Raw genomic sequence first — 22,420 nt, 5'->3', positions numbered from 1 at the left:
ATGACCGCTCAACTTCCTTCCAAGAACATCTCCGCCGACCAGGCGATCGCTGCTCTTTCTACCCAGCCCCAGGCCCGCGTTTCCGATGCCGAAATGCAGCAGGCAGTGCGCACTCTGCTGATTGGCCTGGGGGAAGACCCCGATCGCGAAGGGCTGATCGACACCCCCAAACGGGTGGTTAAGGCCCTCAAATTCCTCACCTCCGGCTACAACCAATCCCTGGATGAATTACTCAACGGCGCTGTTTTCCACGAAAACACCAATGAAATGGTGCTGGTACGCGACATCGACCTGTTTAGCTCCTGCGAACACCACATTTTGCCCATCCTGGGTCGTGCCCACGTGGCCTACATCCCCAACGGCAAGGTGATCGGCCTCTCCAAGGTGGCTCGCATCTGCGAAATGTACGCCCGCCGCCTGCAAGTGCAAGAACGCCTCACCGCCCAGATCGCCGATGCCCTCCAGGGTTTACTGCAACCCCAGGGCGTCGCCGTCGTAGTCGAAGCCCAGCAACGTCGATGAACTGATGGCCCAGCCCGAAATCGACGGGGCCCTGGTGGGGGGAGCCAGCCTGGAAGCCGACAGTTTTGCTCGCATTGTCAACTTTCAGTAATTTGGGGTTGACGGTCTACCCCCGTTTCTAAAGGCATCAGATCGTCTTCCTGGATACCCCTGGTCACGAGGCCTTTACCGCCATGCGGGCGCGGGGTACGCGGGTTACCGACATCGCCATTCTGGTGGTGGCGGCAGACGACGGCGTGCGACCCCAAACCATTGAGGCGATCAGCCACGCCAAGGCTGCCGAGGTGCCGCTGATTGTCGCCATCAACAAGGTCGACAAGGAGACCGCCAACCCCGATCGCGTCAAGCAGGAGCTAATGGAACACGGGCTGGTGCCCGAGGAATGGGGTGGCGACACCATCATGGTGCCGGTCAGCGCTCTAGCGGGTGACAACCTCGACAGCCTGCTGGAGATGATCGTTCTCGTGGCCGAGGTCGAAGACCTTCAGGCCAACCCCGATCGCCCCGCCCGCGGTACCGTAATCGAGGCCAACCTCGACAAAGCCCGCGGTCCTGTGGCCACCCTGCTGATCCAGAACGGCACCCTGGGGGTCGAGATCTTTGTCTACATCCACCGGCCCCAGGAAGATTTTTCGGATTTGCTGATGCGCTGGCGGCACACGCAGATTTTGATCGATCGCGGCTACGAGTGGCTGCTGCCCCAAAAGTACCAGCACCTGCTCAGCGACGGCACCGACAAAAGCCACCCGCTGTTTGTGGTGTTTCCCGAAACGCCAGGGCACATTCTTCAGGGGTTGCAGGGGGCGGGGCTGCCCACGGTCATTCTGCCCTTCGATGCCGAGGTAATGGAACCGGCTGAGACCCCCAGTTCCCTTGACCTGGGCGACATTCCCGAGCTAGACGACATCGACCCCAGCGCCCTAGAGTCCCCCGATGAGTAAGCGCTGGCCTCTCTTTCAGTCCCCGGTCTGGCACTGGGGACGCTGGTTTTTGCTGGGCTTTTTGGCCCTGAGAATCGGCTTTTGGCTGACGGCTTTCCCCAACCCCGACGAAGCCTACTACTGGCTGTGGGGGCAGCGTCCGGGCTTTTCCTACTACGACCATCCGCCGTTTCACGCCTGGGTGCAGGGGCTGTTTTCGGTCCTGGGCCGATCGCCTCTGGTACTGCGGCTGCCCAACGCCATCAGCAGCGGCATACTGGGGCTTACTTTCTACCGCATCTGCCGCTATCTCTACGGCGACCAGGCCCGCGATCGCCTCTGGCTGGTGGTGCTGCTGGGCCTGTCATCGCCGCTGTTTTTCTGGTACCTGGGCCTGGCCTGGCACGACCACTGGCTGGTCACCTTTGCGGTGATCAGCAGCTTTTTGTTTGTGCGCTACGTGGATGAAGCAGTAACCAATCCGGCTGGGAGCGGCAGAGACCTATACGGTGCCGCTCTATTTCTGGGCCTGGCCGGCCTGTGCAAGTACAATGCGCTCTTCGTGGGGCTGGGCTTTTTTGCCCTGGTGGTGAGCGACAAAACGCGGCGGTCGCTGCTGCGCGATCGCCGCCTCTACCTGGCCCTGGGGCTGCTCCTGCTGGTGCTCTCGCCGATCTTGATCTGGAATATCCAGCACGACTTTTTTTCCTTTCGCTTTTACCCAAAATGACCACATCGTCCACATAGCGGGTAAAGCGGTGGCCCCGGCGTTCCAACTCTTGGTCGAGGTCATCCAACAGGATGTTGGCGAGCAGCGGCGACAGGGGCGACCCTTGCGGTGTCCCCCACTCTGGGGCCTGTACTACCCCCTCGACCATGACCCCGGCTCGCAGGTATCGGCCTATCAAGGCTAGCAGGGTCTTATCCCGCACTTTGCGGGCGACTCTTGCCATTAGGACATCGTGGTTTACGGTGTCAAAGAACTTTTCCAAGTCCAAATCCACCACCACCCGATAGCCTTCCTTGACGTATGCCTTCACCTGTTTAATCGCGCCGTGGGCACTGCGGTTGGGACGACACCCAAAGCTGAACTCGGAAAACTCCGGCTCAAACAGTGGCGTCAGCACCTGTGAGATGGCTTGCTGGATCACCCGGTCTAGGACTGTTGGAACTCCCAACAGCCGCTCTCCCTTGCCCCCTGGCTTGGGGATGACGACCCGTCGCACCGGAGCAGGGCGGTAGCGTCCATCTCGTAAGGTTTGGCGAATCTCTCCCCAGTGAAGTCGGGCGTAGGCCGCAAAGTCGTCCAGCACCATCCCGTCTATGCCGGGGGCACCTTGATTGGACTTCACTTGCTTCCACGCTCGGTGCAGGTTCTCTGAGTCGAGGACTCGCTCCATCAAATTCGTCTCTAAGGCTGGCTGCATGGGTCTACGCCAGTCCGCTTCTCCCCCATTCGGGTTCATCAAAACGGCTGAGTTTGTCATGGCTCCTCCTTTCTTGGTTAAGTTCGGCCCTTCGCCCTATCTGGCCCATTACAGGCCAGCGTTTGACTACTATGACCTCGGCTGACTTCTGCCCCCTTCAACGTTTGTTGCCAATCGTTGGGCCGTCCTCAATGCCTTAGGGTTCTGTGGCTACCCGGCCGTTTCCGGCCAGACCTCAATCAGACTCCCCTAGCCTCAAGGACTGCCAAAAGGGCAGACCTCCCCAGATAAGACCGTGAACTGTCGATGCGCAACCGCGTCATTTACCGTATCCCCTGAACCAAAAGGCTTCGTTGTGTTGTGCCAACTCGCCCCAGAAACTCGGCCTTCTATGACGTTTCTGTTCGTCGGCTCGCACCTTTGCCGCTGGCTTCCTCCAGACCCTCCCTCGCGGAAACGCCCTTGCCTTTAGCTAGTGGTTGTCCATCTCTCGGCTCCTATGACTTGCGAGCATTTGGATGGCTGGTTCTCCCACAGGGGACTTTCACCCCATTAGTTCACGCCCATGCTGGGCGTACACACTACGTTGGTGCGGGCGGAGCAGAGCCTAGCGGTGAGAGTTCAAGGTTGTCTGCCTCCGCACAACTTCACCGTTAAGCATCTACCCAGCGCGAACCAGGCGACAGGTCTAGAATAGGGGCACACGCCGCACCGCCTTTACCTTACCCGCCATGCTCGATTCCCGCACACCCGCCGGTCCCCTCCATCAGAAGTGGAGCCATTTCAAAGAGCACTGCCGCCTGGTCAGCCCCAAAAACAAGACCCGGCACACCGTTCTGGTAGTCGGCACCGGCTTGGCGGGGGCCTCGGCGGCGGCCACCCTGGCGGAGTTGGGCTACACCGTCAAAAGCTTCTGCATCCAGGACTCCCCCCGTCGTGCCCACAGCATTGCCGCCCAGGGGGGCATCAACGCCACCAAAAACTACCCCAACGACGGCGACAGCGTGTGGCGACTGTTCTACGACACCATCAAGGGCGGCGACTACCGGGCTCGGGAGGCCAACGTGCACCGTCTGGCGGAGATCAGCAGCGGCATTATTGACCAGTGCGTGGCCCAGGGGGTGCCCTTTGCGCGGGAGTACGGCGGCCTGCTCGACAACCGCTCCTTTGGCGGGGCGCAGGTGTCGCGCACCTTCTATGCCAAAGGGCAGACCGGGCAGCAGTTGCTCCTCGGGGCCTACAGCGCCATGATGCGGATGGTGCAGGCCGGGAAGATTGAGGTCTACGTTCGCCGCGAAATGCTGGAGCTGGTGGTGGTGGACGGCAAAGCGCGGGGCATTATGGTGCGTAACCTGGTGACGGGGGAGCTGGAGCGCTACGCCGGGGATGCGGTGCTGCTGTGCACCGGAGGCTACAGCAATGTCTACTATCTCTCCACCAATGCCAAGAACTCCAACGTGACGGCGGCCTGGCGCTGCCATCGGCGGGGGGCGCTCTTTGCCAACCCCTGCTACACGCAGATTCACCCCACCTGCATTCCGGTGTCGGGGGATTACCAGTCAAAACTCACGCTGATGAGCGAGGGCCTGCGCAACGACGGGCGGGTGTGGGTGCCGCTGCAGCCGGGGGATACCCGAGACCCCAGGGATATTCCAGAGAGCGATCGCGACTACTACCTGGAGACTCGCTACCCCGCCTTTGGCAACCTGGTCCCCAGGGATGTGGCCTCGCGCAATGCCAAGGCCATGACCGATGAGGGGCGCGGCGTAGGCGAAACGGGGCTGGCGGTGTACCTGGATTTTCGCGATGCGATCGCCGCCCAGGGCCGCAACACCATCGCCGCCCGCTACGGCAACCTGTTCGACATGTACCAGCGGATTTCAGGAGAAAACCCCTACGAAACCCCCATGCGCATCTACCCCGCCGTCCACTACACCATGGGCGGCCTGTGGGTGGACTACCACCTGATGAGCACGATTCCGGGCTTGTTTGTGCTGGGGGAGGCCAACTTCTCCGACCACGGGGCCAACCGGCTGGGGGCCAGCGCCCTGATGCAGGGCCTGGCGGATGGCTACTTCGTGATTCCCTACACCCTGGGGGACTATATTGCGGGGCAGTCGTTGCCAGCGGTATCGACCACCGACGACGCCTTTGGGGAGGCCGAGGCCAGCGCCCAGGCCCGCATTGCCAAGCTGCTGAGCATTAACGGCGACAAGACAGTGATGGCGTTCCACCGGGAGCTAGGCCGCATTGTGTGGGATCAGGTGGGTATGGCGCGCAATCGGGAGGGGCTGGAGAGCGCGATCGCCCAAATTCAAGACCTGCGGGCCGAATTCTGGCAAAACCTGAAGCTGCCTGGCGAGGCCAACACCCTGAACAAAAACCTGGAGTTTGCCGGGCGCGTCGCCGACTTTATGGAGCTGGCAGAACTGATGGCGCGGGACGCTCTGCAACGGGAAGAGTCCTGCGGCGGGCACTTTCGCGAAGAGTACCAGACCCCCGACGGCGAGGCCAAGCGCGACGACGAGCACTTTGCCTTTGTGGCGGCCTGGGAGTATCGGGGCGAGGGACGCACCCCCCAGCTACACCGCGAAAATCTCGAATTTGAGAATGTGCAGCTCACCCAGCGCAGCTACAAGTAACGGCGTCTATTGTTCTGGAGCAGCGATATCAAACAGGTCTTGAGCCGTCACGTTGAGGGGGCCAAGCTGGAGCGATCGCAGTTCATCCTCTCCGCAACACGTCGCCGCTTCCCCATACACCCCATCCCTCAGCTCCAGCACCAGAACCGTGGCCTCTTGGGGATCCACGATCCAGTATTCAGGCACGCCCAGGTCTTGGTACTGATGGCGCTTGGCGATGTAGTCTCGGTTGCGCTGCACTTCTCCTGGGCTGACAATCTCAACCACCAGCATCGGCGGCCCCATCAAAATTCGTATTGTGTTGCGTCGCCTCAGCGAATCAACTTGCTCTTCATGAATGATAGTTAGGTCTGGATAGCGATTGCGGGGTTCACCACGCACTTCCAGCTCCAAGCCGTGCCCTCTTATTCTACGGTAGTCAACGAGGCGAGCTAACTGAATTAGCAGTAAAGTTGCAATTTCAACGTTAAAACCAGATTCTGGCGGCACCTCAATCAGTTCTCCATTGAATAGCTCATAGAGATTTTCTGTCCCGTCGTCGTAGGCCAGGTAGTCCTCAAAGCTCTGAAAGCGTTGTTTGAGCTGAACCATAACGTTGCGGGCTGATGAGTGAGAGCACAGCGAGCTATGCAGAAATGAGTCTATTCTAAGTCGTTGAGGCTGAGTGTTGCCGATGGGCGAGAGCCGCTACGGGCGGGAGCCTTTGAAACGCAGTAGAGCCTGTAGCTGCTGCCACGATCGCCCTCGCCCCGGCCCCACCAGCACCCCGTGGCGGGGGCTGAACAAGAAGGCGAGGGCAAACAGGGCCGACACCACCAGCACAATGGCCGGGCCCGAGGACAGGTTGACGTAGTAGCTCAGGTACATGCCGCTGACGCTGGAAAACACGCCAATCCCCGCTCCCAGCACCATCACCTGGTGCAGGCGCGGCACCAGCAGGTAGGCCGTCGCCCCCGGTGCAATCAGCAGCGACAGCACCAGAATCACCCCCACCACCTTCATGCTGGCCACCACCGTCAGGGCAATCAGCACCATCAGCCCGGCGTTGAGCATTCCGGTAGGCAGGCCGCCCGCCTGGGCCCCAAGGGGGTCAAAACTGTAGAACAGCAGCTCTTTGTAGAGCAGGAAAACCGTCACCAGCACCAGGGCGGCAATGATGGCCGTATCGCGCACATCGCCAGGGGTTACACCCAAAATGTTGCCAAACAGAAAGTGGTTGAGGTCAATTTTGTTGTCGCGCTGGATGGTGGTGATTAGCGTGATGCCCAGGGCAAAGAAGGCCGAGAAGACAATGCCCATGGCGGCGTCTTCCTTGATCGGCGATCGCGTGTGGATCCAGCCGATGATCACCGTGCTGATCACCCCGGCGATAAAGGCCCCCACAAAGATATTGATCCCCAGCCAAAAGGCGATCGCCAGCCCCGGCAGCACCGAGTGGCTGATTGCATCCCCCAGCAGGGCCAGCCGCTGCACCATCAGGTAGCTGCCCACCACCGAGCAGATGATGCCCACCATCACGGCGACCGCCAGCGATCGCTGCATAAAGGCAAACTGCAGGGGTTCAAAGAACCAGTTCAACACCGCCAGATTAAGCAGCATGGCCAAAGAAACCCACGTGGCCGCCGTAGGCGCGGGTCATGTTGTCGCGGGTGAGCACCCAGTCGCGGGGGCCAGCGGCGATCACTTCTTTGTTGAGCAAAATGAGCTGATCAAAGTTGGTGATGGACTCGCCCAGGTCGTGGTTGATCACCAGGACAATGTTGCCCGCCTGGGCCAGCTCTCGAAAAATGCGGAACAGCACCGCCTCGGTTTTTTGATCGACCCCGACAAAGGGTTCGTCAAAGCAAAAGATGTCGGCCTCCTGGGCCAGGGCGCGGGCCAGAAACACCCGCTGCTGCTGCCCGCCCGAAAGGGCACCAATGGGGCGATCGCGAAACGCCAGCATGTCCACCCGCTCCAGGGCCGCCGTCGCCACCTGGCGGCTGGTGGCCGAAAAGCGGTTGAACCAGCCGGTTTTCTTCACCCGGCCCATCATCACCACGTCCCACACGGTGGCGGGAAAAGTCCAGTCGATCTGCGATCGCTGGGGCACGTAAGCCACGCGATCGCGCTGGTGGGCCAGGGGGGCATTGCCATAGCTCACCTGGCCGGTCACCACCGGCATCAGCCCCAGCATGGCCTTAATCAAAGTGCTCTTGCCCGCGCCGTTGGGGCCAAAAATACCCACCAGTTTGCCGGGGCGCAGGGTGAGGTTCACGTTCCGCAACGCCTGCACGTCGCGGTAGTTAACGCTGAGGTGATCAACGATGAGTTTGGAAGCGATCGCCATAACAGTAGTTCCAGCGCAGTCTAAGGTTCAGGTCTCAGAACTCTCACCGACCCCTGCCTGGGGAAGATGCCCCCAGCTAACAGGAATTGTAGAGTCTGGTCTTGGAGCCACACCCAGTTTGGGTAACGGGGGGGCGAGCTCAAAAATGAAACGATTATGAAATATATTGTATCGTAAAAATGAAAGGAAAATGAAATACAGTCTATGCAACGCATCAGTCTTTTTTCACGGTACGGCAGCCTGCTGATTCTGGGATTGGCCGCAGGGCTAGGATTGGCCAGCTGCGAACCGCCTGAAAGTCGTACATCTACTGAGGGAGCCACGGCCCCAGAGGATGGCCGGCCCGCCGTGGTGGCGACCAGCACCCTGATTGCTGATTGGGCCAGCGAGGTGGGCGGCGATCAAATTGAGCTGACCAGCATTTTGCAGCCCGGTGCCGATCCCCACGTCTACGAACCCGTTCCCGCCGACAGCATTGCCTTTGAGCAGGCCGATCTAATTTTCTACAACGGCTACAACCTGGAGCCCAACCTGATTCGCCTGCTCAATGCCGCCGGGGTCAATGCTCGCCGGGTAGCCGTGGGCGAGGTCGTGCCGCCGCTCGACCTGGAGGAGGATGGGGCCACCGTGCCCGACCCCCATGTGTGGGGCGACGCCAGCAATGTGATTCCCATGGTCGAGACCATTCGCGATCAGCTAATTGAGTTGGCCCCCGACCAGGAAGCCCTGTTTACTCAAAACGCCGCCGCCTATATCGACGAACTCGACCAACTCCACAGTTGGATCGCAGATCAAACCGCCACCATTCCCCCCGACCAGCGGCTGCTAGTCACGACCCACGACGCCTTTCAGTACTACGCCAATGCCTACGGCCTCAGCGTCGTCGGCACCCTGATTGGCCTCAGCACCGAGGAACAGCCCAGCGCCCGCACGGTGCAGCAGCTAGTACAGACGATCCGCCAATTGGGGGTGCCTGCGATCTTTGCCGAAACCACGATCAACCCCCAGCTGATTACCACCGTGGCGAATGAAGCCGGAGTCACCCTGGCCCCTGAACAGCTCTACTCAGACTCGGTGGGCGCTCCCGGCAGCGGCGGCGACACCTACCTGACCATGATGGTTGCCAACACCCGCACCATTGTGGAAAATCTCGGCGGTACGGTGACTGAGCCAGGTTTTTAGCCTGAATTGAATCAGGTTCAGTAGATCGAAATTGCTTGTCTCTGCCCTCACCCCAAACCCCTCTCCCAATCCTGGGAGAGGGGCTCTGAGCTTTCCGGCTCCCCTGCTCCCAACATGGGAGAAGGGGCTGGGGGATGTAGAGCTTTGCTCTTCTTGAAGAGTGGGCCAGCGAGGGCTCTGTGATCTACTGAGGTTTAAAACCCTACCCACCGCTGGGGGGCAGCCCCTCCAGCACCACCAGGGCCTCGGTCACCTTTTTCACCAGGGGTGCCGCCACCGTCGATCCGTAGGCGTCGGCTCCCTGGGGTTCGTCGACAATGGCCTGCACCACGTAGCGGGGGTTGTCGATGGGCAAAATGGCCACAAAGCTGGTGATGCGGCCCCGACCGTAGCCCCCGGCCACGGCCTTTTGGGCGGTGCCGGTTTTGCCACCCACCCGGTAGCCGGGAATTTTGGCCGCGCTGCCGGTACCACTGTCCACCACCGCCTCCATCATGGTGAGCACCTGTTGGGTGGTCTGGGGCGAAAACAGCGACACCGGCTCAGGGAACGTAGGAGTCCAAACCGATTCCCCCGCTTCGTTGACCAGGCCCTTGACCAGGTGGGGGGTAATCAGCTTGCCGCCGTTGGCCAGGGTGGCCTGGAGCTGGAGCATCTTAATGGGTGACAGGGAAAAACCCTGACCAAAGGCGGTGGTGGCGGGCTCCACCAGGCTTCTGACGAACTGTTCGCGGTCTTTCATCTGACCAGAGGCCTCGGCGGGCAGGTCAATGCCACTGGGGCCATCCAGGGTGAGCCGCTGCAGCCAGGCAAAGTAGTCGGCGGCAGGCATTTTCTGCATAATCCGCATCATGCCCACGTTGCTGGAATACTTCAGCACGTCGGTGATGGAAATTGGGCCACGGCCGCCAGTGGTGGCAAAATCGTGGTTTCTGATCGTCCAGCGGCCAATCTGCATCTGGCCGCTGTCGTTGACCAACTCGTCGGGGCCAATCAGCCCCGCCTCCAGGGCGATCGCAATGTTGATCTGCTTAAAGGTTGACCCCGGCTCGTAGAGGTCGCTGATCGCCCAGGTGCGCAGGTGGTTGAGGTCAGCCCGGTAGTACTCGTTGGGGTCGTAGGTGGGCACACTGGCCAGGGCCAGGACTTCCCCCGTCGGCGCATCGATTACCATGACCGTGCCCCGCTTGGCCCGGAATTGTTGGACAGTTGCCTCTAGCTCCTGCTGGGCGGCCCGTTGCAAACGACTGTCGAGGGTAAGCTGAAGGCTGACTCTGCCCGTTTGCCAGGGGGGCAGGGGCTCACTGTCCGCCGGTGCGGCCAGGCCGGCCACCCCGGCGCTGTCCGCCGCCGCTTCCCCCGGTTCTGGCGGGCCGTAGAGGAGCGCCGGATCCACCGCTGCCACAGCCCCGTCCTGGGCCCCGTCCTGGGCCTCTAAATTATCTTCTGCAGCGTTTTCTGGGGGCTCAGGGGGGACCAGGGTAAGTTGCTCCTGGTAGGCCATTTCGAGGCCGGCCTGGGGCTGACCGTCAAAATTGACAAACCCCACCAGGGGCGCAAATAGGTGCTGCTGCGGATAAAATCGCTGCTGCTGAGCGTGCAGCTCGATGCCGTTGAGCCGCAGGGCGCGAATGCGGTCCACGCTGGCTTCGCTCAACCCATCGACCAGGCGAATGCCCGTGGGTTGGCGGCTAAACCGCTCCAGCAGTTCCGCCTGCGGCATCTCCAGCAGGGGGCTGAGCCCCGCCGCCACCTCTTGAGGCGACAGACTGAACAGCCGTGGGTGAACATACAAGGTATAGACCACCTGATCGACGGCCAGTACGTTGCCCTGGCGATCGACGATGGAGTGGCGCAGCTGCCGCTGAATAGAGGGCAAAAACCGCTGCTGCTGGGCCAGGCTGGCCAGGCTGTCGCCCTGGGACAGCTGTAACCAGGCCAGTCGCCCCGCGATCGCCACCATAGCGAGCACCAGCAACCCCCATACCAGCAGCACTCGCCTCTGGTTAGTAGCGGGTTTCATCGCCACAACGGCCCGTGGCCGAGGGCGTTGGCGGCGACGGCGGCGGGCAGAATAAGTAGAACTAGCCATGGATCAAGACGCCGATAGACAGTGGGCCAGGAACATTGGGGCTAGCCTAGTAGCCCAAAGGTACATCTACCTTGGGCAGGGCAAATCGACTGATAGCTGCAGCGGGCACCGCGGGAGACAAAGCCGTTGCCTGAGGCGTGGGCTTCAAAAAAATAACGCTATCCGGCTGGGGAGGCTGAAACCCCATTTCCTCCCCCCCCACCTGGCGGGCCAAGTGATTTTTGAGTACCTCGTTGGCCTTAGTCAGCTGCTGCTCATTGCGCTGAAGTCGACTTAGCCGCTGATTGGTCTGGTTGAGCTGGCGGCTGAGATAGACCGAGGTGCCATAGGTGAGCAGCGTCAGGACCACCAGCGACCCCGCCAGCACCGACGAAACCATGTGCAGCTGGGCCAGCCGCTGCACCAGGGGATTGGTTGCCGTGCCGGGGGAAGGCAGAACCACCGGAGGAGACGCCAGCGGGCTGGGCTCGGCTGGTAGCGGGGCCGCGCTATGGAGGTGCGGAGTAAGGGCTGTCGCTGCCCTCCGCCGAGACGGGAGCGGACGGGGCACATAGGATTTCAGCGCAGCAGACATAGACGACCCACACCAGTAGTAAAACTGAAGTCAGGATACTGCATTCTGAAAAACTTGAGCCATTACGCCGCAAAACTGCCCCAAGGCGTAGATTTTTTTGAGAGAAAACCCTAAGGGCTGTCACCAATTAGCAGCTCAACGCTCAAAAATGGCGGATTACAGCCCCTAGACTGTCTTTTGGGTCGGGCGTGGCAAGGCTGGATATATCGGGCTTTTGACCACAATTGATGACACGCCCTACAGCTTAGTCCCGCACTCCGAGCAGAAGTTGCTGGTGGAGGGGTTTTGATGGCCACAGCTAACGCAGAGAGCCGCATCGCTGCCCGCACCAATGCCGTGCACCTCAGGTAGACCAATCATCTGGTGGTTACCCTTGCCTGGGGCCACCATGGGGTAGCAGTTTTCGTCGCGGCGCACACCGACATCTAGCAGCACAGGCCCCGGGTGAGCCAGCATGGCGGCTACGGCTGGACCCAGCTGGTCGCGATCGCGCACCACCATCCCCTTGATGCCGTAGGCCTGGGCCAGCAGCTCAAAGTCGGGCATGCCCACCTCCATATTGGAGGAGGAGTAGCGCTCGCCGTGGAAGGCCTGCTGCCACTGCCGCACCATGCCCTGCCAGCCATTGTTGACGATCACCGTTTTTACCGGAATGTTGTACTGGGCCAGGGTGCCCAACTCCTGGAGGTTCATCTGGAAGCTGGCATCGCCGCTGATGCAAATCACCGTTTCATGGGGAAGGGCTACCTGTACCCCCATGGCCGCAGGCATGCCAAAGCCCATGGTGCCCAGTCCGGCACTGGAGACCCACTGGCGAGGGCCATTCTTCAGGAACTGGGCCGACCACATCTGGTGCTGCCCCACGTCGGTGGTGTAGTAGGCGTGGGGGGCCTGGGTGGCCAGTTCGGTAATCACTTCCTGGGGCGACAGCACGTCGGGGTAGCTCGGCACCACCAGCGGGTAGTCACGCTTCCAGCGGTCGATGCGATCGCGCCAGGCCGCCGTCTGGTTGGGAGGCGGCAGCTGATTCTCGGCCTCCAGGCGATTGAGCAAGTGGGTCAGCACCTGCTTCACATCGCCCACAATCGGCACCTGGGGAGCACGATTTTTGCCCACCTCCGCCGGGTCAATGTCGATGTGGATCACCTGGGCGCGAGAGGCAAACTCGTCCAGCTTGCCGGTGACGCGATCGTCAAAACGCGCCCCTACCGCAATCAGCAGGTCACACTCGCTAACGGCAAAGTTGGCGTAGGCGGTGCCGTGCATGCCCAGCATGCCCAGGGCCAGGGGATGGTGCTCGTCAAAGGCCCCCTTGCCCATCAGCGTGGTGGTAACCGGAATTTGGAAGTACTCGGCCAACTGGCGAACCTCGGCATGGGCACCGGCGGTGATGGCACCACCCCCTACGTAGAGCAGCGGGCGCTCGCTCTGACGCAGCAGCCGCAGGGCCGGATTTACCTGGCGCGCGTTCCCCTTAATGGTGGGCTTGTAACCGGGCAGGTTGACCTGACCAGGCTCGACGGGCACATAGTCAAACTCTGCCAGGCCAATGTCCTTGGGAATATCAATCAGCACCGGGCCAGGGCGTCCCGTCTGGGCGATGTAGAACGCCTCCGCCACCATGCGGGGAATTTGGTCGGGGGTGCGGGCGACGTAGGAGTGCTTCACCAGCGGCAGGGTGATGCCAAAAATATCGGTTTCTTGAAACGCATCACTGCCGATCGCGTGGCTGGGAACCTGCCCGGTGATTACCACCATGGGCACCGAGTCCATCTGAGCGGTGGCAATGCCGGTGACCAGGTTGGTGGCCCCAGGGCCCGAAGTCCCAAAGCACACCCCAACCTTGCCTGTGGCGCGAGCATAGCCATCGGCGGCGTGGGCCCCGCCCTGCTCGTGGCGCACTAGAATATGACTAATGCCCCCAGCTGCCTCAGCCCGGTAAAGCTCATCGTAGATGGGCAAAATCGCCCCGCCGGGGTAGCCAAAGATATGCTCTACACCGTGGCGTCTGAGGCTGTCGATTAGGGCATAGGCACCGGTGGCACGGCGCACAAGAACACTGCTAGGAGCGGCAACGGGAGTAGTCATAGCGGCGGGTGCTTGGGTTGGGCTTGGGCTAGAGTGCATTGCTGTAAGAAGAAAACTAAATCAGAACATTTTCTCCCTCGGGCCACACGGGCAGTGAACAGATTCACCGCCGCTGCTTTACAGGAATGGGGTTGCTAAATGCTGTTACATGAGAAACATTTCCCCCCATAGTAGCAGCAGAGGTCGGGGTCTTTATGGGTCAGGAGTCCACTTTGGGGTCCTGGTTATGAGCTGTTGATATTCATCCTACCTTCGGCATAGAGCAGCCCTGGGCCCTGAGCCGTCAAACTATGCCACTGGCCCTGTAGCGGCCCAGGGCCGCCTGCGATCGCTGACAGAGAAAGTCAGCTGCAGTCAGCTTTTGGCTGGGCTGATCAGCGGCGGTCTGACCAGTCCCTGTCACCCACCCCATGACCGCCTGGGGCTGCCGCCAGAGGGTCAGGTGAGGCACCGCTGGCTCGGCACAAAAATCATCATCCCCGGCCCCCAACCAGCGCGAGGTGTAATGGGTAAACCGGTCGTGGCTGAGTCGATGGGTGGGGATGGCTACATCGCGGGGCACGCCCCAGCCATCGACCAAAAACAGGGCCAGCACCGGGCCCCGGTGGCGCTGCCAGTGCGCCGCCAGCGCTGCCGCCCCCACACAGCCGGCGCTAAACGCCCAAATGATTAGCGCTGGCGGAACCGCCGCCTGTCCGATTGGCTGGGCCAGGGCCGTGTCAAGCGCCCGGCGCAGCGCAAAGGGGGACACGACCAGGGAGCCCTGGGGCACCCCGACCACCGTACTCAGCTGACTCAGCCTCTGATCCCGAGCCAGGGTGGTCAACACCTGCCCGCTATAGCTGGGGGAGTGCATTCCCCCACAGACCAGTAGAGCGACTGGCCGCAATCCCGACTCTGCAAGCACACCAGATACCACACTTTGAGCAGCTCTCAAGGGCGATTCATTCACCCATTACATTATGTAATACCTTGAAGGACCCCACTCCTGCCAAGACTAACAACGATTGAGAAACGATGCACTTTACATAGTTTTCACAATCACCTGAAAGAGAAAAATAATTATTTTCTAAAACTTAAGTAGGGCGATCGCCATTGGCCTGCATATATAGGGAGTATCTGATGGAGGTGGGACGTGTTTCGCTTCAGCGCTTTCAATCTTTTCCAGAGCTTGACTCTGACAACTAGCCCGACGACCAGCTCAGCTTCATTCCAAGGCTGAGGAGGTCGTCTCGACAAAAATTTGACTCAATCTTCGAATTCGGCATTCACGCCGTTCAAGCCAGCTTTTTTGCTGTTTAGCTTGATCCCTGACTTGATTAACCAGTCACGCCTAGGCTCATCTCTGCACATTCCTGGAGTTTAACCCTCATGAAGCAAGCGATTGTCAATCTAACTTTACCGATCGTAACTGATAAAATTGACGACATTTTAGCGGCCTATCCCCTCTACGAATATCGCCAGGTTTATGCCGTTCCAGAGCTGCGCCAAAAATTGACCGCTTACGTTCTCGCTCGGCTGCCCGTAGTCTACGTCACCATGGACAGCAGTGCCGCCTGTGAGATGACCTCAACCGGACACTGCTATTCCTCCGAGCAGCACGCTCAAATCCATCAACTCATTCACCAGGGAATTGATGCTCTGCTGGGGCGGCCTGAAGTTTGGCAACGCTGCCAGGGCAGAGAGCGGGTTGAAACCGAGCCTGTTCCATCCAGTTGGTTTGGGTAAGGCTGGGTTGGGCAGGGTTGGACTGACTCATCCTGGGGCAATGCCGGGTTTCCGTTCGGTTCTACCCATAGCTCAATGGGGGGCTCAGGGCTTAGTCTCGTAGTAGACAACAGGTTGTCTGAGATGGGCAACCTGGCAACTGTGGCTTATGGGTCGCAGTTGACTTCTCCCTGAGACAGGTGACGCCTTGGTGCAACAGTTTTCACCCCTGAGTTCATTGTTCCATGAGCCGCAAACCCCAACGGTTGCGGGCTCAGAGGATGCCCACTGGCAGCGGGAAGCCGCCCTTGGGTTACTGAGCGGTGGCACGGACGCTCTGCCCCAGGCCCACATGCAGGCCGAGCACGAATGGCTGGGTGGACTTACGGCCCTAATCAAGCTGCTGGTAGAACGTTCGGCAGCGGCAGCAGTCGCCGACCGGAGCAAGCCAATGCCGCTGATGGGCACAGTGTTGTCAGGTCCGTTTCCGGTGCTGCCCGATCGCCTGATGGGGCAGCGACTCTCCCACTGGCTTTTGGTGCCCGAGCCCCTGGAACAAATTCTTTCGGTGACGCGCCCGCTGCTGCCGGGCCACGGCCAGCGAGACACCGCTGGCCCCGCCTGCGATCTACAGATGGTGCCTTTGACCAACAACGATCCGCTGATGGGTGAGCGGTTTTGCCTGCTCTTGACCCAGCACTTTAGCCTGCTGCTGGTGCTGGGCTATGGCAGCAATGGACTACCGCAGTTTCAGTTTTCCTTTGACCCGGCGGTGGTGGAACAGGGGGTGCAACAACTGCGCGATCGCGTGGCGACCACCCGGCCCCCTCTGGTTCCAGCCCTCGATCGCCTGCTGGCGCAATTTCCTCCGGTAGAGCCCGACTACCGCCTGGTTACCCGCTACAGCCAGCTGCTACTTATGCAGCTCAGGCAGCGCTTTCAGCCCGACGCGGGAGCCGTTGGGCCACAGTCAACAGCGGCTATGCCGGCCCTGGCTCTGCCTGCTCGCCCTACCCTGGCGGCCTTTCAAACCGACCCCAGTCCCCACGTCGAAGCCCAGGTCAACCGCACCGCCTTTGCCGAACCAGAGGCCCCGCCCGATGACAGCCCCGACACCGAGCTGCTGAAGGCCATGGCCCACGAAATCCGCACGCCGCTGACCACCATTCGCACCCTGACGCGATCGCTGCTCAAGCGCAAAGACATCAGCGACGAGGCCGCCAAGCGCCTGCGGCAGATCGATCGCGAGTGTACTCAGCAGATCGATCGCTTCAGCCTGATTTTTCGCGCTGTGGAGTTGGAAACCGACCGGGCCGCCCGGCCGCGATCGCCCCTGTCGGCCATTTCCCTCAACCAGCTGTTCGACGACTCCATCCCTCGGTGGCAGCAGCAGGCCAGCCGCCGCAACCTGAGTTTGACAGTAAATGTGCCCCCCTGCCTGCCCATGGTCAACAGCGACCCGGCCATGCTCACCCAGGTGCTCACCGGGCTGATCGATCGCTTCACCCACAGCCTGCCCCCCTACAGCCATATCGAGCTGGCCGTGACCCTGGCGGGCCATCAGCTCAAACTTCAGTTTCAGTCGCAGCCCCCCGAAGGCTGTGCCCAGCCCCCCTCCGAAGCCGATTCATTCTCATCCCCGTTCAAAGCCCTGGGCCAGCTGCTCATGTTTCAGCCCGAAACCGGCGGTCTGAGCCTGAACCTGAACGCCACCAAGAATCTGTTCCAGGCCCTGGGCGGCAAACTGATCGTGCGGCAGCGCCCCCAGGCCGGAGAAGTGCTTACGGTCTTTCTGCCCCTCGAACCCAAAACTCTCTAATCCACCTCCGAACGCATCACCTCGATTCCAACCAGGAAGCTTGCGTAGGGGCAAACGGCGTTTGCCCAGCCAACCGGGGGTACTCAAAGCAAATTCAGCACGAGTTTGACAGACCGCCTGGTTTACGGGCGGTCTAGACCCCGTCTATTCAGGTATCCGTAGATACCCGTAGATAGAGGTCCGATCGGCAGGTAAATTTTTGTAGAGCTAGGGGATTTTAGCTAAAGTGGCCCGTTTTCGGCGGAGAGCCGCGATTTCTTTGGCCTGATTGGGCAATCTCAAACCAAGCTTTTACATCAATTCAGCTTGTGTTAATCGGCACGTCTGTCCCAGGCGTGGCGGTGTCAAGCCTCGGCCCCATGGGGCCTGGTCGCCCAATCCCCCAGGAGATTTCTATGCTCAAAAATTTCTGGTACGCCGTTGAATTTAGCGCCGCCGTCACCAGCGCTCCCTGCCCGGTGCGGCTGATGGGCGAAGACTACGTGCTCTACCGGGGATCGGATGGGCAAGTCGTGGCGATGCGCGATCGCTGCATTCACCGGGGCGCATCCCTGGCGGGGGGCTGGGTGGAGGGCAACTGCATCCGCTGCCCCTACCACGGCTGGCGCTACGACGCCGACGGCACCTGCGTCCACATCCCCGCCGACCAGCCCGGCACCCCCATTCCCAAGCGGGCCAAAATTGAAGCTTTCCCGGTGGAAGAGCACTACGGCCTGGTGTGGCTGTTTGTGGGCGACCTACCCGCCGAGGCACGCCCCCCCATTCCGCCTTTGCCCGAGTACGGCGACCCCGCCTGGCGCGCCATCACTGGGGAATACACCTGGAATGCCCACTATACCCGCGTGGTGGAAAGCGGCCTGGACAGCTCCCACGCGCCCTTTGTCCACTCGGTGTTCTTTAATCTGCGGGACGACGCGGTGGTACCCCCCTACGAGGTGCAGGTGGAGGACTGGAGCGCCACCGCCCGCACCGTCTCCAAGCCCCCCAAGCGGGCCGGGCTGCTGAAGCTGATCGTGAAGCGCGATCGCCCCTATTCCAGCGCCACCCTCACCGCCCACATGCCCAACATCAACCGCATTCACCTCGACTTCAACTTTCGCGGCTACCAGTACATCTACTTCGCCAGCAACATCCCGGTGGACGAAACCACCACCCTGACCAAGTGGATCGGCCTGCGCAACTTCCTGCCCCAGGCCTGGGCCGATTGGAATTCCCGCAAAAATACCAACGACACCTATTTAGAAGACAAAGCGGTGATCGAAAGCCAGGTGCCCCGGGTAGTGCCCCTGACCGGCGAAATTCTGCTGGCCTCCGACAGCCTGCAACTGGCCTACCGCAAGCTGATTCGCCAGTGCGTGGAATGGGGCTGGGCGATCGGCAGCGACTACGGCATCCCCCCAGTCTCGGTGGCCACCAACGGCAACGGCAAAGCCCCGGTCGAAGTCAGCGTCGGGTAGGCCGCCTTTTCCCAAAATTCTCTGGTGGGCAGTGCCCACCCTACCCATCCACCCATCCACCCATCCACCCATCCACCCATCTACCCATCCACCCACCTACCCGCCCACCCATCCACCCACTCCCCCACCGCCATGCTCGAAAACTTTTGGTACGCCGTCGAACTCAGCCACGAGGTGGGCTCCAAGCCCACGCCGCTAAAGCTCCTGGGCCACGACTACGTCCTCTATCGCGATGCCCAGGGACAGGTGATCGCCCTCGACAACCAGTGCGCCCACCGGGGGGCCAGCCTGGCCCTGGGCTGGGTGGAAGGCAACTGCCTGCGCTGCCCCTACCACGGCTGGAGCTACGAGCCCGACGGCCAGTGCAGCCACATTCCCGCCGATGCCCCCGGCACCCCGATTCCCAAGCGGGCGCGGGTGCGATCCTACCCGGTGCAGGAAAAGTACGGCCTGGTGTGGCTGTTTGTCGGCAGCCCCGAGCTACCGGCGGATCGCCGCCCGCCCATCCCCGAGTTCCCGCAGTTTGAAGCACCCGTGCGGCCCGCCACCTACAGCCGCCACGAGTTCGCCGCCCACTTCACCCGCACTATGGAGAATGCCATCGACACCTCCCATGCGCTGTTTATGCACAAGGGGGCGATCGGGGCCAGCAACGCGCCCCAGAACACCGAAATCGACGACTACGAGGTGACGGTGGGCGACTACGAACTGGCCGCCAGCCTGCCCATCAAGGTGAACCGCCTCAACGGCGTGATGCGGTTTGTGCTGCAACAGGACGACCCCGAAGCCCACAAGACCTACCGCTTTGCCCTGCCCAACGTCACCTACTCGGCGGTGCAGTTTGGCCGCTACAAAATCGAGAGCATCATGGTCCACATCCCGGTGGACGAGGCGATCACGGTGGTCAAGTCGGTGAACATTCGCAACTTCCTCAACCAGGTGCCGGGGTTGGGCCACTGGCTGGACGGCAACACCGCCCAGGTGGGCAACAAAATCATGCAGGAAGACGATGTGGTGGTCAAAACCCAGGTGCCCCAGGTCGCCCCCTACCAGGACATGCGGCAAGAACTGCTGGTGGCCAGCGACGCGACGCTGATCGCCTACCGCAAGCTGCTGAAGCGCTACGCGGTGCCCTCGGCCCTGCCGGAAACGGTGCTGCCGGTGGAGTCGGTGACGGGTTAGAACATGCCGTCCCCTCCTGGGAGGGGTGCCCGCAGGGCGGGGTGGGTCCGAGATCTGGGATGACCCACCCCTACCCCTCTCAGGAGGGGATGAGGCCGCAAAACCTTTGAAACCAAAGAATTTTCATCGAATTGAGGGCGGTGGGCAGTGCCCACCCTACGACAACTACCTGTAGGGTGCGTCATCGCCCTGTGTGACACAACGAAACCCACATAAGGAGAACGCCATGATGCCTGTCGTCGAGATCCCGATCGCCAACCGGACCTGGCAGTGGCGCGGCCAAGCCATTAATTATCAGCAAGCCGGTACCTCTGGCCCCGCCCTGGTGCTGATCCACGGCTTTGGAGCCAGCGTGGGCCACTGGCGCAAGACTATTCCGGCCCTGGCGGCCAACCACCGGGTGTTTGCGGTGGATCTGCTGGGCTTTGGCAAGTCGGCCAAGCCCGCCCCTGGGGAACCGCTGGCCTACGACTTCGACACCTGGGGCACTCAGGTGGCGGACTTTGTGCGGGAGATTGTGCAGGAGTCCGCGTTTCTGGTGGGTAACTCTATTGGTGGGGTGGTGGCGCTCCAGGCAGCGGTGATGGCCCCGGAGCAGAGCCGGGGAGTGGTGCTGGTGGACTGTGCGCTCAGGCAGATCTGCGATCGCAAGCTGCACACCCAACCCCCCATGCGCCGCCTGGGCCGCCCGGCGCTCAAGAAAGTCCTCCAAAACCGCGCCCTGGTGCACTGGCTGTTCGCCCAGATCGCTCGACCGGGACGGATCCGCGCCGTCCTCCGCACCGCCTACGGCAATCCCGAGGCTGTTACCGACGAGCTGATTGAACTGCTGCTGGAGCCCGCCCGCGAACCCGGTGCAGCCGATGTGTTCTGGGCCTTTATCAACAATTTCGACGGGCCGCTGCCGGAGGATCTGCTGCCGCAGATCACCTGCCCAGCGCTAATTCTCTGGGGCACCGCCGACCCCTGGGAACCGATCGCCCTGGGCCGCGAGTTGGCCAACTTCGCTGCCGTTGAAGAGTTCATTCCCCTCGAAGGGGCAGGCCACTGCCCCCAGGATGAGATTCCCGAGGTGGTGAATGGCCATCTGGAAGCCTGGGTGGCACGGCAGGGTGCGCCTGCGATCGCGCCCTCGGGAGTTTCGGTGGCTTAGCACGGTGCATTGCTTCGCGTTGGCGAAGCCTCGCCCCAGCGTTATGCACCCTACCCATCCACCCCTCACCCATCCACCCACCCACTCACCTACCCACCCATGTCCGTAACTCCCGTCAACGCCAAAACCCTCTCCGCACCCCGGCTGGTATTCATTTTCATCACCATCCTGTTCGACAAGCTGGGCGAGAGCCTGATTTTCCCGATTCTGCCGTTTCTGGTGGGGCGGTTCCAATCCGATGCCTTCACCCTGGGGATGCTGGTATCGAGCTATGCGATCGCCCAGTTTATCGCCATCCCAGTCATCGGTGCCCTGTCCGATCGCTACGGTCGCCGCCCGGTGATGTTGGTGTGTGTCCTGGGGACGGCGATCTCCTACTTTATCTTCGGCTTTGCCACCACCCTGTGGATGCTGTTCTTCTCCCGCATCCTCGATGGGGTGACCGGCGGCGTGGCCGCCACGGCCCAGGCCTACATTGCCGATATTTCGCCACCCGAGGACCGGGCCAAGAACTTTGGCATCACCGGGGCGGCCTTTGGCCTGGGCTTTACCCTGGGGCCAGCGGCGGGCGGAGCCCTGGCCAACATCAGCCTCAACCTGCCGGTGTTTGTGGCCGGGACCATTGCCCTGCTCAACTTTGTGCTGGGCTACTTTGTGCTGGCCGAATCCCTGGAGCCCGACCAGCGCCGTCCCCTAGCTCTGCGGGATTTCAACCCCCTGGGCCAGCTCAGCGACATTCTGCGCGATGGCCGCATCCAGGGCCTGCTGATTTCCTTCTTTATCTTTAACTTTGCCTTTGCGGGCTTCAGCAGTATTTTCGTGCTGTTTTTGAACACCCGCTACGGCTGGGGACCGAGCCAGGCGGCGATGGTGTTCTTCTTCATCGGCATTGTCTCCACAGTGGTGCAGGGGGGGCTGATTCGCCAACTGCTGCCCCGGTTTGGGGAGGCCAAACTGGCGGTGGCGGGGTTGGTTCTGGTGGCGTTGGCCTTTGGCGGGGTGGTGCTGATTCCGGCGGGCAGCCCGGTGCTGATTCCGGCCCTCTATACCACCCAGGCAATGCTGGCCCTGGGGGTTGGGTTTGTGATTCCGGCACTGCGGGGGCTGATTTCGATTCGCGTGTCGGCCCAGGAGCAGGGCAAAACCCTGGGCGGCAACCAGGCGCTGCAAAGCGTGGCCTCGATCGCGGGGCCTCTGTGGGCGGGCTGGGTGTTCGATCGCTCGGGCATGCTCTCCCCCTTCTGGATGGGGGCGCTGCTGCTGGTGATGGCGGTGGGCTTTGCGTTGACCAACCTACCCCGGCGACAGCTGACCACATAAACTCCA

At 61.3% G+C, this 22,420-nt stretch carries 16 protein-coding genes and 4 pseudogenes; 12 read left to right on the top strand and 8 right to left on the bottom strand.

Annotation, left to right across the window (positions count from 1 at the left end; all coding sequences use genetic code 11):
• From folE to NF78_RS14660, 4 genes and pseudogenes are all read left to right on the top strand, one after another.
• Positions 1-507: pseudogene (gene folE, locus NF78_RS14670) on the top strand (GTP cyclohydrolase I FolE); the annotation flags it as partial.
• Positions 503-613, top strand: a pseudogene (locus NF78_RS29505) (triose-phosphate isomerase); the annotation flags it as partial. The pseudogenes folE and NF78_RS29505, both read left to right, overlap by 5 nt.
• 37 nt (positions 614-650) lie before the next feature.
• Positions 651-1,463 (top strand): annotated as a pseudogene (locus tag NF78_RS33260) (translation initiation factor IF-2); the annotation flags it as partial.
• Entirely contained in the window at positions 1,456-2,172 is a 717-nt protein-coding gene (locus NF78_RS14660; RefSeq protein WP_052049551.1) for an ArnT family glycosyltransferase, read from the top strand. The pseudogene NF78_RS33260 and the gene NF78_RS14660, both read left to right, overlap by 8 nt.
• A gap of 25 nt (positions 2,173-2,197) precedes the next feature.
• Here NF78_RS14660 and NF78_RS29495 read toward each other — a convergent pair.
• Positions 2,198-2,842: pseudogene (locus tag NF78_RS29495) on the bottom strand (reverse transcriptase domain-containing protein); the annotation flags it as partial.
• A gap of 758 nt (positions 2,843-3,600) precedes the next feature.
• Here NF78_RS29495 and NF78_RS14655 point away from each other — a divergent pair.
• A complete protein-coding gene (locus tag NF78_RS14655; RefSeq protein ID WP_035987472.1) occupies positions 3,601-5,511 on the top strand; it encodes a fumarate reductase/succinate dehydrogenase flavoprotein subunit in 1,911 nt (636 codons plus the stop codon).
• A gap of 6 nt (positions 5,512-5,517) precedes the next feature.
• On the opposite strand, the gene NF78_RS14650 is transcribed toward NF78_RS14655, so the two are convergent.
• The 3 genes from NF78_RS14650 to NF78_RS14640 form a co-directional block, all read right to left on the bottom strand.
• Positions 5,518-6,102 (bottom strand): Uma2 family endonuclease, encoded by a 585-nt coding sequence (locus NF78_RS14650; RefSeq protein WP_035987471.1) that lies wholly within the window; start codon positions 6,100-6,102, stop codon positions 5,518-5,520.
• 96 nt (positions 6,103-6,198) lie between these two features.
• Positions 6,199-7,110, bottom strand: a complete 912-nt coding sequence (locus tag NF78_RS14645; RefSeq protein ID WP_052050487.1) for a metal ABC transporter permease — start codon at positions 7,108-7,110, stop codon at positions 6,199-6,201.
• Positions 7,100-7,840 carry a metal ABC transporter ATP-binding protein gene (locus tag NF78_RS14640; protein WP_035987469.1) on the bottom strand — a complete coding sequence of 247 codons (741 nt, stop codon included), beginning with the start codon at positions 7,838-7,840 and terminating at the stop codon, positions 7,100-7,102. The genes NF78_RS14645 and NF78_RS14640 overlap by 11 nt, the downstream gene beginning before the upstream one ends.
• A 204-nt stretch (positions 7,841-8,044) precedes the next feature.
• On the opposite strand from NF78_RS14640, the gene NF78_RS14635 reads away from it, so the two are divergent.
• Complete coding sequence (locus NF78_RS14635; protein WP_035987467.1) at positions 8,045-9,022, top strand: metal ABC transporter substrate-binding protein; 978 nt, start codon at positions 8,045-8,047, stop codon at positions 9,020-9,022.
• 202 nt (positions 9,023-9,224) lie between these two features.
• On the opposite strand, the gene NF78_RS14630 is transcribed toward NF78_RS14635, so the two are convergent.
• The 4 genes from NF78_RS14630 to NF78_RS28300 form a co-directional block, all read right to left on the bottom strand.
• Positions 9,225-11,114, bottom strand: coding sequence for a peptidoglycan D,D-transpeptidase FtsI family protein (locus NF78_RS14630; protein WP_035987465.1), 1,890 nt, complete (start codon positions 11,112-11,114; stop codon positions 9,225-9,227).
• A 46-nt stretch (positions 11,115-11,160) separates the two neighbouring features.
• On the bottom strand, positions 11,161-11,556 hold the full coding sequence (locus NF78_RS28305; protein WP_052050484.1) for a hypothetical protein: 396 nt from the start codon (positions 11,554-11,556) through the stop codon (positions 11,161-11,163).
• A 369-nt stretch (positions 11,557-11,925) separates the two neighbouring features.
• Positions 11,926-13,776 carry a biosynthetic-type acetolactate synthase large subunit gene (gene ilvB, locus NF78_RS14620; RefSeq protein WP_197064843.1) on the bottom strand — a complete coding sequence of 617 codons (1,851 nt, stop codon included), beginning with the start codon at positions 13,774-13,776 and terminating at the stop codon, positions 11,926-11,928.
• A gap of 283 nt (positions 13,777-14,059) precedes the next feature.
• Entirely contained in the window at positions 14,060-14,632 is a 573-nt protein-coding gene (locus NF78_RS28300; protein WP_052050481.1) for a hypothetical protein, read from the bottom strand.
• Positions 14,633-15,147: 515 nt separating this feature from the next.
• On the opposite strand from NF78_RS28300, the gene NF78_RS14610 reads away from it, so the two are divergent.
• From NF78_RS14610 to NF78_RS14585, 6 genes are all read left to right on the top strand, one after another.
• The gene (locus NF78_RS14610) at positions 15,148-15,504 is read left to right on the top strand and encodes a late competence development ComFB family protein (RefSeq protein ID WP_052050477.1); all 357 of its coding nucleotides are present in this window, start codon (positions 15,148-15,150) and stop codon (positions 15,502-15,504) included.
• A 190-nt stretch (positions 15,505-15,694) separates the two neighbouring features.
• Positions 15,695-17,302 (top strand): sensor histidine kinase, encoded by a 1,608-nt coding sequence (locus NF78_RS14605; protein WP_197064842.1) that lies wholly within the window; start codon positions 15,695-15,697, stop codon positions 17,300-17,302.
• A 395-nt stretch (positions 17,303-17,697) separates the two neighbouring features.
• The gene (locus tag NF78_RS14600) at positions 17,698-18,759 is read left to right on the top strand and encodes an aromatic ring-hydroxylating dioxygenase subunit alpha (protein WP_035989832.1); all 1,062 of its coding nucleotides are present in this window, start codon (positions 17,698-17,700) and stop codon (positions 18,757-18,759) included.
• A 24-nt stretch (positions 18,760-18,783) separates the two neighbouring features.
• Positions 18,784-19,941, top strand: coding sequence for an aromatic ring-hydroxylating dioxygenase subunit alpha (locus NF78_RS14595; RefSeq protein WP_156119768.1), 1,158 nt, complete (start codon positions 18,784-18,786; stop codon positions 19,939-19,941).
• A 226-nt stretch (positions 19,942-20,167) separates the two neighbouring features.
• Positions 20,168-21,094, top strand: coding sequence for an alpha/beta fold hydrolase (locus tag NF78_RS14590; protein WP_035987461.1), 927 nt, complete (start codon positions 20,168-20,170; stop codon positions 21,092-21,094).
• 99 nt (positions 21,095-21,193) lie between these two features.
• The gene (locus NF78_RS14585) at positions 21,194-22,414 is read left to right on the top strand and encodes an MFS transporter (protein WP_052050471.1); all 1,221 of its coding nucleotides are present in this window, start codon (positions 21,194-21,196) and stop codon (positions 22,412-22,414) included.
• Positions 22,415-22,420: the final 6 nt, after the last annotated feature.

This window comes from Leptolyngbya sp. KIOST-1 (assembly GCF_000763385.1).
GTDB lineage: Bacteria > Cyanobacteriota > Cyanobacteriia > Phormidesmidales > Phormidesmidaceae > Nodosilinea.
Note: the sequence above shows the minus strand (reverse complement) of the source record. Positions and strands in the feature narration are given on the sequence as shown.

What these genes read in the sequence shown, in the direction of transcription:
- NF78_RS14660 (WP_052049551.1), top strand. Translation starts at nt 1,456, where the DNA reads ATGAGTAAGCGCTGGCCTCTCTTTCAGTCCCCGGTCTGGCACTGGGGA.
- NF78_RS14655 (WP_035987472.1), top strand. Translation starts at nt 3,601, where the DNA reads ATGCTCGATTCCCGCACACCCGCCGGTCCCCTCCATCAGAAGTGGAGC.
- NF78_RS14650 (WP_035987471.1), bottom strand. Translation starts at nt 6,102, where the DNA reads ATGGTTCAGCTCAAACAACGCTTTCAGAGCTTTGAGGACTACCTGGCC.
- NF78_RS14645 (WP_052050487.1), bottom strand. Translation starts at nt 7,110, where the DNA reads ATGCTGCTTAATCTGGCGGTGTTGAACTGGTTCTTTGAACCCCTGCAG.
- NF78_RS14640 (WP_035987469.1), bottom strand. Translation starts at nt 7,840, where the DNA reads ATGGCGATCGCTTCCAAACTCATCGTTGATCACCTCAGCGTTAACTAC.
- NF78_RS14635 (WP_035987467.1), top strand. Translation starts at nt 8,045, where the DNA reads ATGCAACGCATCAGTCTTTTTTCACGGTACGGCAGCCTGCTGATTCTG.
- NF78_RS14630 (WP_035987465.1), bottom strand. Translation starts at nt 11,114, where the DNA reads ATGGCTAGTTCTACTTATTCTGCCCGCCGCCGTCGCCGCCAACGCCCT.
- ilvB (WP_197064843.1), bottom strand. Translation starts at nt 13,776, where the DNA reads ATGACTACTCCCGTTGCCGCTCCTAGCAGTGTTCTTGTGCGCCGTGCC.
- NF78_RS28300 (WP_052050481.1), bottom strand. Translation starts at nt 14,632, where the DNA reads ATGCACTCCCCCAGCTATAGCGGGCAGGTGTTGACCACCCTGGCTCGG.
- NF78_RS14610 (WP_052050477.1), top strand. Translation starts at nt 15,148, where the DNA reads ATGAAGCAAGCGATTGTCAATCTAACTTTACCGATCGTAACTGATAAA.
- NF78_RS14600 (WP_035989832.1), top strand. Translation starts at nt 17,698, where the DNA reads ATGCTCAAAAATTTCTGGTACGCCGTTGAATTTAGCGCCGCCGTCACC.
- NF78_RS14590 (WP_035987461.1), top strand. Translation starts at nt 20,168, where the DNA reads ATGATGCCTGTCGTCGAGATCCCGATCGCCAACCGGACCTGGCAGTGG.
- NF78_RS14585 (WP_052050471.1), top strand. Translation starts at nt 21,194, where the DNA reads ATGTCCGTAACTCCCGTCAACGCCAAAACCCTCTCCGCACCCCGGCTG.